Consider the following 11,638-nt stretch of genomic DNA (forward strand, 5'->3'; position numbering starts at 1 on the left):
ATGGTACAACAGGAATCTAGATTAAAAGTAGCAGATAACACGGGAGCTAAAGAAGTTTTAACTATCCGTGTTCTAGGAGGAACGAAACGTCGTTATGCCTCTGTTGGAGATAAGATTGTAGTTTCAATAAAAGATGCAACACCAAACGGAAACGTTAAAAAAGGCGCTGTATCAACTGCAGTTGTTGTTCGTACCAAAAAAGAAGTGAGAAGGGCCGACGGTTCATACATCAGGTTTGATGATAACGCATGCGTATTGTTAAATGCTGCCGGTGAAATGAGGGGTACCCGCGTTTTTGGTCCTGTAGCAAGGGAACTTCGTGAAAAACAATTCATGAAAATTGTATCATTAGCACCTGAAGTGCTTTAATTATTTCAAAGATGATGAAGCTTAAAATAAAATCAGGAGACACGGTAAGAGTAATTGCCGGAGACCATAAAGGTGCTGAAGGTAAAGTACTTCGTGTACTTCGTGAAAAGAACAAAGCGATAGTTGAAGGCGTAAACATGGTGTCTAAGCACACTAAGCCAAGCGCCAAGAACCCGCAGGGTGGTATCGTTAAAAAAGAAGCTCCTATCCATATCTCTAACATCGCGCTTGTTGATGCTAAGTCTAAAACCACAACTAAAGTTGGTTTCAGGACTGAAGGAGATAAGAAAGTGAGATTTTCAAAAAAATCTAATCAAGTATTATAGTAATGGCTTATATACCAAGACTAAAAGAAGAGTACAGGAACAGGGTTGTTGCTGCTCTTAAAGAAGAATTCGGTTATAAAAACGTGATGCAGGTTCCTAAACTTGAGAAGATCGTTTTAAGCCGTGGCGTTGGTGCTGCTGTATCGGATAAAAAACTTATCGATTACGCGGTGGAAGAGTTAACAAAAATCACCGGACAGAAAGCAGTTGCTACTATTTCTAAGAAAGACGTTGCTACGTTCAAGCTTAGGAAAGGTATGCCAATTGGTGCCAAAGTAACCCTTCGTGGCGAAAGGATGTATGAATTCCTTGACAGGCTTATTACATCAGCGCTTCCGCGTGTAAGGGATTTCAACGGTATCAAAGCTACCGGTTTTGATGGCAGGGGTAACTACAACCTTGGTATTACTGAACAAATCATTTTCCCTGAAATTGATATTGATAAAGTGAACAAAATATCAGGTTTAGATATTACTTTTGTGACCACTGCGCAAACAGACAAAGAAGCGAAGTCATTATTAGCAGAACTAGGTTTACCTTTTAAAAAGAATTAAGACATGGCTAAAGAATCAATGAAAGCCCGCGAGGTAAAAAGAGCGGCTTTAGTAGCAAAATATGCTGAGAAAAGGAAAGCTCTTCTTGAAGCCGGAGATTACGAAGGCCTTCAGAAACTTCCTAAAAATGCTTCGCCTGTGCGCCAGCACAACCGTTGCAAGCTTACAGGAAGGCCAAGGGGTTATATGCGCCAGTTTGGAATTTCACGTGTAACTTTCCGTGAAATGGCTAACAACGGCTTAATCCCGGGAGTTAAAAAAGCCAGCTGGTAAAAATTAGTATAAATTGGTTTCAGGTTCGGCACATGCCGAAAACCGTTACCGCAAATTAACAAATATGTATACAGATCCAATTGCAGATTTTTTGACAAGAATTAGAAATGCTGTGAGGGCTAACCACAAAGTGGTTGAAGTTCCTGCTTCTAACCTTAAAAAAGAAATCACAAAGATTTTATTCGATCAGGGATATATCTTAAGCTACAAATTTGATGATAACGCCGTACAGGGCACTATCAAAATCGCTCTTAAATATGACAGAGATACTAAAGAGTCGGTAATCAAAGATATCCAGAGAATTAGTAAACCAGGTTTACGTAAATATGCAGGCGCTGCATCACTTCCAAGAATCCTTAACGGGCTTGGTATTGCTATCGTTTCTACCTCAAAAGGGCTGATGACTGATAAGCAGGCAAGACAGGAGAATGTGGGTGGCGAAGTAATCTGCTACGTATACTAATTAAAAGAGACTTATACAATGTCAAGAATAGGTAAAAATCCAATTGCAATACCGTCAGGAGTAACTGTTGAAGTTAACGGAGACGTTGTTACTGTAAAAGGTAAAAAAGGCCAGCTTACCCAAAATTTTTCAGATGTATCTGTGAAAATTGAGGATAACCAGGTTATAGTAGAAAGGTCTTCTGATGACAAGAATCAGAGGTCTAAGCACGGTTTATACAGGGCCCTTATCAATAACATGATTGTTGGGGTTTCTGAAGGTTTTACTAAGGAACTGGAATTAGTAGGAGTAGGTTACAGGGCATCAAACCAGGGCCAGAAGCTTGATATAGCGCTTGGTTTCTCTCACAACATTGTGCTTGAGGTAGTACCTGAAGTTAATGTTGAAACTGTATCTGAAAAAGGTAAAAACCCGATCATTAAGCTAACTTCTTATGACAAACAGCTTTTAGGGCAGGTAGCGGCTAAGATCCGCTCTTTCCGTAAGCCGGAGCCATACAAAGGAAAAGGAGTTAAGTTTGTAGGTGAAGTATTAAGAAGAAAAGCAGGTAAATCAGCTTAAAAACTAAGACTATGTCATTAACAAAATCTGAAAGAAGACAAAGAATTAAGTTCAGGATCAGGAAGATTGTAAGCGGGACTGCTGCTAAGCCAAGGCTTTCTGTTTTCAGGAGCAATAAAGAAATCTATGCACAAATCATAGATGACGTGAATGGTGTAACCCTGGTTGCAGCCTCATCAAGAGATAAAGGTGTTGCCAAAGGAACCAATATTGAAACTGCTGCGGCTGTTGGAAAACTTATCGCAGAGAAAGCTTTGAAAGCCGGTATTGTAACCATCTCTTTTGACAGGGGCGGTTACCTATACCACGGACGTGTTAAATCATTAGCTGAAGGCGCAAGAGAAGCCGGACTTAAATTCTAAGAAATTATGTATCATAATTATAAAAATGTAGAGATAGTAAAACCAAGCGGTCTTGAGCTAAAAGACCGTCTGGTTGCTGTTAATCGTGTTACTAAAGTTACAAAAGGTGGCAGGGCCTTCGGTTTTTCTGCCATCGTAGTAGTAGGTGACGAGAACGGTGTTGTGGGCCATGGCCTTGGTAAATCTAAAGACGTATCTGAAGCTATCGCCAAGGCAGTTGAAGATGCAAAGAAAAACCTTGTGCGTATCCCGCTTTCGGGCCACTCAGTGCCACATGAGCAAAAAGGTAAGTTTGGCGGTGCACGCGTGCTGTTAATGCCTGCTTCTCATGGTACAGGAGTAATTGCCGGTGGTGCCGTACGTGCTGTTCTTGAATCAGTAGGTGTACACGATGTATTATCAAAATCACAGGGATCATCAAACCCTCACAATGTTGTTAAAGCTACTTTTGACGCCCTTCTTCAAATGAGGAGTGCAGTAACTGTTGCCAAGCAAAGGGGTATTTCTCTGGAAAAAGTATTCAAAGGTTAATTCAAGGAAATTATGGCAAAAATTAGAGTAAAACAAGTTAAAAGCAAGATCAACTGTCCTCTTACACAAAAAAGGACGCTTGAGGCTTTGGGTCTTCGTAAACTAGGACAAGTTGTTGAGCATGATGCAACTGCTGCTATCCTTGGAATGGTAAACAAAGTTAAACACTTAGTTTCTGTAGAAGAAGCTAAATAACAAATACAGTTATGAATTTAAATAACTTACAACCGGCTGAAGGTTCAGTTCACAATAAGAACAAGAGAGTAGGTAGAGGAGAAGGCTCAGGCAAAGGCGGTACTGCCGCACGTGGCCATAAAGGTGCCAAATCACGCTCTGGTTATTCTAAAAAGGTTGGTTTTGAAGGCGGGCAGATGCCGCTACAGCGCCGCGTCCCTAAGTTCGGTTTCAAGAATATCAACCGTAAAGAATATGCCGGTGTTAACCTTGATACACTTCAGGCTCTTGTAGATAACGGTATCGTTACGGATAATACTGTAGATTTTGCAGTGTTGGTTGATAACCGTCTGGCTACTAAAAATGAACAGGTAAAGATTTTGGGAAGAGGAGAGCTTAAGGCAAAACTAAAAGTAACTGCTCACAAATTTACTGCTACGGCCAAAGCTGCTATTGAAGCTGCAGGCGGAGAAGCTGTAACTTTATAATCTTTAAAGTCAGATGAAGAAATTTATAGACGCGTTTATCAATGTTTGGAAAATAGAGGAACTAAAGAACAGGATTCTGGTAACTCTTGGATTGTTGCTTGTGTACCGTTTCGGTGCACATGTAACACTGCCGGGTATTGATGCTACAAAACTAAATGGCTTAACAAATCAGACGAGTTCAGGTATAGGTTGGTTGATTGATGTATTTACAGGTGGTGCGTTTTCGCAGGCATCTGTATTTGCCTTAGGTATCATGCCTTACATTTCCGCATCTATCGTTGTACAGCTTATGGGTATTGCGGTACCTTACCTGCAAAAGCTCCAGAAAGAAGGCGAAAGCGGCAGGAAAACCATCAACCAGATTACCCGCTGGCTAACTATAGCTATCACCCTGGTGCAGGGTCCCGGTTATATTTATAACCTATATAGGACACTTCCTCCAGATGCGTTTATGTTAGGCTTCAATTCATTTGCATTCCTTTTCTCAGCTGTTGTTATCCTTGTTACAGGTACGATATTTGCCATGTGGCTCGGTGAAAAGATTACGGATAAAGGTATCGGCAACGGTATTTCGCTACTGATTCTTGTAGGTATCATAGCAAGGATGCCACAGGCTTTCATTCAAGAGTTTTCTTCACGTATTACTCAGAACAACGGTGGCCCTATGATGCTCGTTTTCGAGATAATAATATGGCTATTAGTCATTATTACCTGCATCCTTTTAACCATGGCTGTCCGTAAGATTCCCGTACAGTACGCACGCCGTACTACATCAGGTGATTTTGAACAGGACATGATGGGGGGCAACAGGCAGTGGATACCGCTGAAGCTTAATTCATCCGGTGTAATGCCAATTATTTTTGCACAGGCTATCATGTTTATCCCCGCAGCATTGGCCGGCCTTTCTAAATCTGACGCCGCACAAACTATTACTACGCAGTTTCAAAATGTATTTGGTTTGGCTTATAATGTGGTTTTTGCTTTATTAATTATAATTTTTACTTACTTTTACACCGCAATTACGGTACCTACCAATAAAATGGCTGATGACCTTAAGCGTAGCGGAGGTTTTATACCAGGCGTAAGGCCGGGTGTTGAAACCGGAGACTACCTTGACAGGATCATGTCATTGATTACTTTCCCCGGTTCTTTATTCTTGGCACTTATTGCAGTGTTCCCTGCTGTAGTGGTAAGTTTACTTGGGGTACAGTCACAGTGGGCATTGTTTTACGGCGGGACATCATTGCTGATCATGGTGGGAGTTGCTATTGACACCATCCAGCAAATAAACTCATACCTGCTTAACAGGCATTATGACGGATTGATGAAAAGTGGTAAAAATAGAAAAGCAGTAGCTTAATTTTTATGGCAAAACAATCAGCAATAGAACAGGACGGATCAATAATTGAAGCATTGTCAAATGCAATGTTCCGTGTAGAATTAGAAAACGGGCATGTTGTTATAGCTCATATTTCAGGCAAAATGCGTATGCATTATATAAAACTTTTACCAGGCGACAAGGTGAAACTTGAAATGAGCCCTTACGATTTGTCCAAAGCAAGAATTACATATAGATACTAAAGCTACTAAAATGAAAGTAAGAGCATCAGTTAAAAAGAGAAGTGCCGAGTGCATAATTGTGCGTAGAAAAGGCAGGTTATACGTTATTAATAAAAAGAATCCTAGATTTAAACAAAGACAAGGATAATTATGGCAAGAATTGCAGGGGTAGATATACCTAAAAACAAAAGAGGAGTTATTGCTTTAACTTATATCTTCGGAATTGGTAAAAGCAGGGCGCAAGAAATACTGGCTAAAGCCCAGGTAAGCGAAGATAAAAAAGTCCAGGACTGGAACGATGAAGAAATTGGTAACATACGTGATGCCGTTTCTTACTACAAAATCGAAGGTGAGCTTCGTTCTGAAATCCAGCTTAATATTAAGCGCCTTATGGATATTGGCTGCTACAGGGGTATCCGCCACAGGGCAGGCCTTCCGCTAAGGGGCCAGCGTACCAAAAATAACTCAAGGACAAGAAAAGGTAAGAGAAAAACTGTTGCTAACAAGAAAAAAGCAACTAAATAATAAGTAAGTAGTATGGCTAAAGCAAATACAAAAAAACGTAAAGTTGTTGTAGAATCTACAGGCGAGGCTCATATTAACGCAACTTTCAACAACATCATTATTTCTTTAACCAACAAGAAAGGTGAAGTTATTTCATGGTCTTCTGCCGGTAAAATGGGTTTCAGGGGTTCTAAAAAGAACACTCCTTACGCAGCCCAGATGGCAGCTGAAGACTGCAGCAAAGTTGCTCTTGAAGCCGGCCTTAAGAAGGTTAAAGTTTACGTTAAAGGCCCGGGTAACGGACGTGAGTCTGCTATCAGGTCTATTCACAACGGAGGAATCGAAGTTACTGAGATTATTGACGTAACCCCTATGCCGCACAATGGCTGCCGCCCTCCGAAGAGAAGAAGAGTTTAATTTATTTATAAGTATAATCCGGACAGGATACGGGTTATCGGAGGATTTGACCTGAATTCATAACTCCCTGTCCAACTAATTTTTTAAAATGGCAAGATATACTGGTCCAAAGACAAAAATTGCCCGTAAATTCGGCGAGGCAATCTTCGGAGACGACAAAGCCTTCGAAAAAAGAAATTACCCTCCGGGACAACATGGTTTGGCTAAAAAGAGGGGTAAAAAATCTGAATACGCTATCCAGTTGATGGAAAAGCAAAAAGCTAAGTACAGCTATGGTATCCTTGAAAAACAATTCAGGAACCTTTATGAAAAAGCAGCTGCTACCAAAGGCGTAACAGGTGAAGTGCTGCTTCAGCTTTGCGAATCAAGGCTTGATAATGTAGTTTTCCGTATGGGCATTGCCCCTTCAAGGAGGGCTGCAAGGCAAATTGTTTCGCACAGGCATATTACTGTAAACGGAGAAGTGGTAAATATCCCTTCTTATCATTTAAAACCGGGCGATAAAGTTGCTGTTCGTGAGAAATCTAAATCTCTTGAGGCCATAGAGCGTTCTTTATCAAACTCATCTCATGTATATGAGTGGATCACATGGAACAACGATACTAAAGAAGGTACTTTTGTTTCAGTACCTGCAAGGATCCAGATACCGGAAAACATCAAAGAACAACTAATCGTTGAGTTGTATAACAAATAATAATTGACATTAGTCGAAATATGGCAATATTTAATTTTCAAAAGCCCGATAAAGTTATCATGATCGATTCAACCGATTTCGTGGGGAAATTCGAATTTCGTCCACTGGAGCCGGGTTATGGATTGACTGTTGGTAACGCACTTAGGAGAGTTTTGCTTTCTTCACTTGAAGGGTATGCTATTACTTCTGTACGTATTGAAGGGGTAGACCATGAGTTCTCTACTATACCAGGGGTTGTTGAAGATGTTACTGAGATAATACTGAACTTAAAGCAAGTTCGTTTCAAGCGCCAGATAGAGGACATTGACAACGAATCTGTTTCTGTATCTTTTACAGGGAAAGACCAGCTTACGGCCGGCGATTTCCAAAAGTTCATTTCTGGCTTCCAGGTGCTTAACCCGGAGCTTGTTATCTTTAACATGGACAGCAAAGTAAACATTAACCTTGAGCTTACTATTGAAAAGGGCAGGGGTTATGTGCCCGCAGAAGAGAACAAAAAGCAAAACGCTGCTATAGGAACTATATTTACAGATTCAATCTTTACACCTGTAAAGAATGTTAAATATACGATAGAAAACTTTCGTGTGGAGCAGAAAACCGACTACGAGAAACTGGTTTTTGAAATCATTACTGATGGTTCTATTCATCCTAAAGATGCACTTACTGAGGCAGCTAAAACGCTTATCCATCACTTTATGCTGTTCTCTGATGAAAGGATAACACTTGAGGCCGATGAAATAGCACAAACAGAATCGTATGACGAAGAGTCATTGCACATGAGGCAGCTTCTAAAAACGAAGCTTGTAGACATGGACCTTTCTGTAAGGGCATTAAATTGCCTCAAAGCGGCTGAAGTTGATACATTAGGAGATTTGGTATCATTCAATAAAAATGACTTAATGAAGTTCCGTAATTTTGGTAAGAAATCATTAACAGAGCTTGATGAACTTGTTGCCTCAAAAAATCTACACTTCGGAATGGATTTAACGAAATATAAATTAGATAAAGAATAATCCGGGCCGTAAGGTTTAAATTATAACGCAATGAGACACGGAAAAAAAGTAAATCACTTAAGCAGGCAAACCGGGCATAGGAAAGCTATGCTTGCTAACATGGCCTGCTCACTTATAGAGCACAAGCGTATCAATACGACTGTTGCCAAAGCTAAAGCGCTTAAACAATTTGTTGAGCCTTTGGTTACAAAATCAAAAGAAGATACAACGCACAACAGGCGTATCGTTTTTGCTTACCTTAGGAATAAGTATGCTGTTACTGAACTTTTCAGGGAAGTAGCTGCTAAAGTAGGCGACCGCCCGGGCGGATATACACGTATCATTAAGCTGGGTAACCGTCTTGGTGATAATGCTGATATGGCTATGATTGAGCTTGTAGACTTTAACGAGCTATACAACGCTACCAAAAAAGAAGCCAAGAAAACTACCCGTCGTAGCAGGTCTTCTAAAAAAGCGGAAACTGCTCCTGTTGCCGAGGCTGCTCCTGCAAAGGAAACCCCGGCTGCTGAAACTGAAGAAAATAAAGAAGCTACTGAGTAATCATGCAGCAATTGATTTTCAAATAAAAATAAAGGATGAACGTTTAAGTTTGTCCTTTTTTTTTGCCTTTTTGTAAACAGCTGCTTTGCAAGCAGTTTTTTAAAACCTAACTTTGCACCACTACAACAACACGCTAAAATGAAATATTCAAACAGGAAACAAGCCATCCTCCTCCTTGCTGATGGCACTATCTTCTACGGTAAATCTATAGGTATTGAAGGGACTACTTTTGGTGAAGTATGCTACAATACCGGAATGACGGGTTACCAGGAAATTTTTACTGACCCTTCTTACTTTGGGCAGATTATGGTGGCTTCAAATGCCCATATAGGAAATTATGGCACTAATGCTGAAGAGACTGAGGCCGACAAGATCATGATTGCAGGGCTGGTTTGCAAAAACTTTAGCTTTAACCATTCAAGGGCTAACGCTACTGAGGGGCTTAAAGAATATTTTGAGAAGCATAAACTTGTGGCGATATCCGATGTTGACACCAGGGCGTTGGTAAGCTATATCCGTGAAAATGGTGCCATGAATGCCGCTATATCAACTGATGGTACCGATATTGAAACCTTAAAGGCACAGCTGGCAAAAGTGCCTGATATGAAAGGGCTTGAGCTTTCATCAAAAGTATCAACGCGTGAGCCTTATTATATTGGCGAGCCTGGTGCGAAATATAAAATAGCAGCCCTTGATCTTGGGATTAAGAAGAACATTTTGCGTAACCTTGCCGCAAGGGATTGTTATATTAAGGTATTTCCTTATGACACCTCTTATGAGGAAATGAGCAGTTTTAACCCTGACGGTTATTTTCTGTCCAACGGCCCTGGCGACCCTGACCCACTATTGGTAGCACAGGAAACTGCAAGGGAGATACTGAACAAAAACGAACCATTGTTCGGTATTTGCCTGGGACACCAGGTTATAGCGCTGGCTAATGGTATTGCTACCTATAAAATGTTTAACGGGCACAGAGGCATCAACCATCCTGTGAAGAACCTGCTGACGGGTGAAGGCGAGATAACCTCGCAAAACCACGGGTTTGCCGTGGTTCGGGAAGAGCTGGAGAAGCACCCTGATTTTGAGATAACCCATGAGCATATTAATGACGGCACTGTGGCCGGCATGCGCATGAAGAGCAAAAACTGTTTCTCGGTTCAGTACCACCCTGAGGCAAGCCCGGGGCCGCATGACGCCACCTACCTGTTTGACCAGTTTATAAACAACATTGAAAAGGCCAGGGCTGAAAAAGTATAACCTGCTAAAACGTTTGCGTTTATAAGTTTTTTGGGCCTCAGGAACACAATACTATAATTTGTATAATTTTGTTTGCAATAATATATCAACCAAACAATTAAAGATTTTAAAATGAGTATAATTATTAAAGTACACGCAAGGCAGATACTGGATTCAAGAGGCAATCCTACGGTAGAGGTAGATGTAATTACAGAAAACGGCATACTTGGCAGGGCAGCAGTGCCTTCGGGGGCTTCTACCGGGGAGCATGAAGCCGTAGAATTGCGCGACGGTGGCAAGGCCTACATGGGAAAAGGTGTCTCTAAAGCCGTGGAAAATGTAAACACGGTTATCGCTGCTGAAATTGTGGGCATGTCGGTTTTTGAGCAGAACGCCATAGACAAAACCATGATTGCCCTTGACGGCACCGGTAACAAATCTAAGCTTGGCGCCAATGCCATACTGGGCGTATCACTGGCTGTGGCCAAGGCAGCCGCTAATGAGCTGGGATTGCCACTGTACCGCTACGTAGGCGGGGTATCGGCCAATACGCTTCCGGTGCCTATGATGAATATCATCAACGGGGGGTCGCACTCTGATGCGCCTATAGCTTTCCAGGAGTTCATGATCATGCCCGTGAAGGCTACCGGTTTTACCCACGCCATGCAAATGGGTACTGAAATATTCCATAACCTGAAGAAAGTGCTTCATGACCGTGGCCTTAGCACGGCAGTAGGTGATGAAGGCGGTTTTGCGCCAAATCTGGCCGGCGGTACTGAAGATGCCCTCGACACTATAAAAAAAGCAGTAGAAAATGCAGGCTACAAATTTGGCGATGAAGTAAAAATAGCGCTGGATTGTGCGGCCTCTGAATTTTATAAGGACGGAAAATACGATTACACAAAATTTGAAGGCGAAACAGGTAAAGTGCGTACTTCAAAAGAGCAGGCTGATTATCTCGCTGAACTTGCTGCTAAATACCCTATTATATCTATTGAGGACGGTATGTATGAAGATGACTGGGATGGCTGGAAATACCTTACCGGGCTTATTGGCGATAAGGTGCAGCTGGTAGGTGATGACCTTTTTGTAACCAATGTGGAGCGCCTTTCTACAGGGATTGAAAAAGGGATTGCTAATTCTATCCTCATCAAGGTAAACCAGATTGGTACGCTGACGGAGACTATTGCCGCCGTAAACATGGCGCATAATGCAGGTTATACCTCAGTAATGTCGCACCGCTCCGGCGAAACGGAAGATAACACTATTGCCGACCTCGCCGTTGCGCTGAACTGTGGCCAGATAAAAACAGGTTCGGCCTCACGCAGCGACCGTATGGCTAAGTACAACCAGCTTTTGCGAATTGAAGAAGAACTTGCCGATGTAGCTTATTTTCCCGGAGAAAATGCTTTTAAAGTAAAATAAGGTTAAATTTTTGTTAAACAGTCAAAATCCCCATTAATGGGGATTTTTTGTTTTTACATTTTATCTTAGTTTTACGCCAATAAACCAATAATTCAATATTGTAATGAAAATTTTAAAATTTATTGCCAAGGCATCATTGCTTCTGGTA

Annotated in this window: 20 protein-coding genes; all 20 read left to right on the forward strand. The window is 41.4% G+C overall.

All coding sequences use genetic code 11. The annotated features are described in order from the left end of the window. The gene (gene rplN / locus CHU92_RS06150) at positions 1-369 is read left to right on the forward strand and encodes a 50S ribosomal protein L14 (protein WP_007803649.1); all 369 of its coding nucleotides are present in this window, start codon (positions 1-3) and stop codon (positions 367-369) included. 11 nt (positions 370-380) lie between these two features. Then, positions 381-695: a 50S ribosomal protein L24 gene (gene rplX / locus CHU92_RS06155; protein ID WP_094413653.1), complete on the forward strand. Its 315-nt coding sequence runs from the start codon at positions 381-383 to the stop codon at positions 693-695. Positions 696-697: 2 nt separating this feature from the next. Continuing rightward, positions 698-1,249, forward strand: coding sequence for a 50S ribosomal protein L5 (rplE, locus tag CHU92_RS06160; protein WP_094413655.1), 552 nt, complete (start codon positions 698-700; stop codon positions 1,247-1,249). Between the two features lie 3 nt (positions 1,250-1,252). Beyond that, complete coding sequence (gene rpsN, locus CHU92_RS06165) at positions 1,253-1,522, forward strand: 30S ribosomal protein S14 (protein ID WP_094413657.1); 270 nt, start codon at positions 1,253-1,255, stop codon at positions 1,520-1,522. A gap of 64 nt (positions 1,523-1,586) precedes the next feature. Then, the gene (gene rpsH / locus CHU92_RS06170) at positions 1,587-1,985 is read left to right on the forward strand and encodes a 30S ribosomal protein S8 (RefSeq protein WP_094413659.1); all 399 of its coding nucleotides are present in this window, start codon (positions 1,587-1,589) and stop codon (positions 1,983-1,985) included. Between the two features lie 18 nt (positions 1,986-2,003). After that, positions 2,004-2,546 carry a 50S ribosomal protein L6 gene (rplF, locus tag CHU92_RS06175; RefSeq protein ID WP_094413661.1) on the forward strand — a complete coding sequence of 181 codons (543 nt, stop codon included), beginning with the start codon at positions 2,004-2,006 and terminating at the stop codon, positions 2,544-2,546. Positions 2,547-2,557: 11 nt separating this feature from the next. Beyond that, the gene (gene rplR, locus CHU92_RS06180) at positions 2,558-2,908 is read left to right on the forward strand and encodes a 50S ribosomal protein L18 (protein WP_094413663.1); all 351 of its coding nucleotides are present in this window, start codon (positions 2,558-2,560) and stop codon (positions 2,906-2,908) included. A gap of 6 nt (positions 2,909-2,914) precedes the next feature. Continuing rightward, complete coding sequence (gene rpsE / locus CHU92_RS06185; protein ID WP_094413665.1) at positions 2,915-3,439, forward strand: 30S ribosomal protein S5; 525 nt, start codon at positions 2,915-2,917, stop codon at positions 3,437-3,439. 12 nt (positions 3,440-3,451) lie between these two features. Beyond that, a complete protein-coding gene (gene rpmD / locus CHU92_RS06190) occupies positions 3,452-3,634 on the forward strand; it encodes a 50S ribosomal protein L30 (RefSeq protein ID WP_094413667.1) in 183 nt (60 codons plus the stop codon). A gap of 11 nt (positions 3,635-3,645) precedes the next feature. Continuing rightward, entirely contained in the window at positions 3,646-4,101 is a 456-nt protein-coding gene (gene rplO, locus CHU92_RS06195; protein WP_094413669.1) for a 50S ribosomal protein L15, read from the forward strand. A gap of 13 nt (positions 4,102-4,114) precedes the next feature. Next, positions 4,115-5,461, forward strand: a complete 1,347-nt coding sequence (secY, locus tag CHU92_RS06200; RefSeq protein WP_094413671.1) for a preprotein translocase subunit SecY — start codon at positions 4,115-4,117, stop codon at positions 5,459-5,461. A gap of 5 nt (positions 5,462-5,466) precedes the next feature. Next, a complete protein-coding gene (infA, locus tag CHU92_RS06205) occupies positions 5,467-5,682 on the forward strand; it encodes a translation initiation factor IF-1 (protein WP_026714631.1) in 216 nt (71 codons plus the stop codon). A 10-nt stretch (positions 5,683-5,692) separates the two neighbouring features. Next, on the forward strand, positions 5,693-5,809 hold the full coding sequence (gene ykgO, locus CHU92_RS06210) for a type B 50S ribosomal protein L36 (protein WP_002987490.1): 117 nt from the start codon (positions 5,693-5,695) through the stop codon (positions 5,807-5,809). A 2-nt stretch (positions 5,810-5,811) separates the two neighbouring features. Continuing rightward, a complete protein-coding gene (rpsM, locus tag CHU92_RS06215) occupies positions 5,812-6,186 on the forward strand; it encodes a 30S ribosomal protein S13 (RefSeq protein WP_094413673.1) in 375 nt (124 codons plus the stop codon). Between the two features lie 12 nt (positions 6,187-6,198). Continuing rightward, entirely contained in the window at positions 6,199-6,582 is a 384-nt protein-coding gene (gene rpsK / locus CHU92_RS06220) for a 30S ribosomal protein S11 (protein WP_094413675.1), read from the forward strand. 88 nt (positions 6,583-6,670) lie between these two features. Continuing rightward, a complete protein-coding gene (gene rpsD, locus CHU92_RS06225) occupies positions 6,671-7,276 on the forward strand; it encodes a 30S ribosomal protein S4 (protein ID WP_094413677.1) in 606 nt (201 codons plus the stop codon). Between the two features lie 20 nt (positions 7,277-7,296). Then, positions 7,297-8,289 (forward strand): DNA-directed RNA polymerase subunit alpha, encoded by a 993-nt coding sequence (locus tag CHU92_RS06230; protein WP_094413679.1) that lies wholly within the window; start codon positions 7,297-7,299, stop codon positions 8,287-8,289. 30 nt (positions 8,290-8,319) lie between these two features. Further along, positions 8,320-8,829: a 50S ribosomal protein L17 gene (rplQ, locus tag CHU92_RS06235; protein WP_094413681.1), complete on the forward strand. Its 510-nt coding sequence runs from the start codon at positions 8,320-8,322 to the stop codon at positions 8,827-8,829. Between the two features lie 138 nt (positions 8,830-8,967). Further along, positions 8,968-10,086, forward strand: a complete 1,119-nt coding sequence (carA, locus tag CHU92_RS06240) for a glutamine-hydrolyzing carbamoyl-phosphate synthase small subunit (RefSeq protein WP_094413684.1) — start codon at positions 8,968-8,970, stop codon at positions 10,084-10,086. A gap of 111 nt (positions 10,087-10,197) precedes the next feature. Continuing rightward, positions 10,198-11,490 carry a phosphopyruvate hydratase gene (eno, locus tag CHU92_RS06245; RefSeq protein WP_094413687.1) on the forward strand — a complete coding sequence of 431 codons (1,293 nt, stop codon included), beginning with the start codon at positions 10,198-10,200 and terminating at the stop codon, positions 11,488-11,490. Positions 11,491-11,638: the final 148 nt, after the last annotated feature.

This window comes from Flavobacterium cyanobacteriorum, assembly GCF_002251835.1.
Taxonomy (GTDB): domain Bacteria; phylum Bacteroidota; class Bacteroidia; order Flavobacteriales; family Flavobacteriaceae; genus Flavobacterium; species Flavobacterium cyanobacteriorum.

Bases quoted from the DNA above. Each gene is read 5' to 3' on its own strand.
- rplN (WP_007803649.1), top strand. From the start codon at position 1: ATGGTACAACAGGAATCTAGATTAAAAGTAGCAGATAACACGGGAGCT.
- rplX (WP_094413653.1), top strand. From the start codon at position 381: ATGATGAAGCTTAAAATAAAATCAGGAGACACGGTAAGAGTAATTGCC.
- rplE (WP_094413655.1), top strand. From the start codon at position 698: ATGGCTTATATACCAAGACTAAAAGAAGAGTACAGGAACAGGGTTGTT.
- rpsN (WP_094413657.1), top strand. From the start codon at position 1,253: ATGGCTAAAGAATCAATGAAAGCCCGCGAGGTAAAAAGAGCGGCTTTA.
- rpsH (WP_094413659.1), top strand. From the start codon at position 1,587: ATGTATACAGATCCAATTGCAGATTTTTTGACAAGAATTAGAAATGCT.
- rplF (WP_094413661.1), top strand. From the start codon at position 2,004: ATGTCAAGAATAGGTAAAAATCCAATTGCAATACCGTCAGGAGTAACT.
- rplR (WP_094413663.1), top strand. From the start codon at position 2,558: ATGTCATTAACAAAATCTGAAAGAAGACAAAGAATTAAGTTCAGGATC.
- rpsE (WP_094413665.1), top strand. From the start codon at position 2,915: ATGTATCATAATTATAAAAATGTAGAGATAGTAAAACCAAGCGGTCTT.
- rpmD (WP_094413667.1), top strand. From the start codon at position 3,452: ATGGCAAAAATTAGAGTAAAACAAGTTAAAAGCAAGATCAACTGTCCT.
- rplO (WP_094413669.1), top strand. From the start codon at position 3,646: ATGAATTTAAATAACTTACAACCGGCTGAAGGTTCAGTTCACAATAAG.
- secY (WP_094413671.1), top strand. From the start codon at position 4,115: ATGAAGAAATTTATAGACGCGTTTATCAATGTTTGGAAAATAGAGGAA.
- infA (WP_026714631.1), top strand. From the start codon at position 5,467: ATGGCAAAACAATCAGCAATAGAACAGGACGGATCAATAATTGAAGCA.
- ykgO (WP_002987490.1), top strand. From the start codon at position 5,693: ATGAAAGTAAGAGCATCAGTTAAAAAGAGAAGTGCCGAGTGCATAATT.
- rpsM (WP_094413673.1), top strand. From the start codon at position 5,812: ATGGCAAGAATTGCAGGGGTAGATATACCTAAAAACAAAAGAGGAGTT.
- rpsK (WP_094413675.1), top strand. From the start codon at position 6,199: ATGGCTAAAGCAAATACAAAAAAACGTAAAGTTGTTGTAGAATCTACA.
- rpsD (WP_094413677.1), top strand. From the start codon at position 6,671: ATGGCAAGATATACTGGTCCAAAGACAAAAATTGCCCGTAAATTCGGC.
- CHU92_RS06230 (WP_094413679.1), top strand. From the start codon at position 7,297: ATGGCAATATTTAATTTTCAAAAGCCCGATAAAGTTATCATGATCGAT.
- rplQ (WP_094413681.1), top strand. From the start codon at position 8,320: ATGAGACACGGAAAAAAAGTAAATCACTTAAGCAGGCAAACCGGGCAT.
- carA (WP_094413684.1), top strand. From the start codon at position 8,968: ATGAAATATTCAAACAGGAAACAAGCCATCCTCCTCCTTGCTGATGGC.
- eno (WP_094413687.1), top strand. From the start codon at position 10,198: ATGAGTATAATTATTAAAGTACACGCAAGGCAGATACTGGATTCAAGA.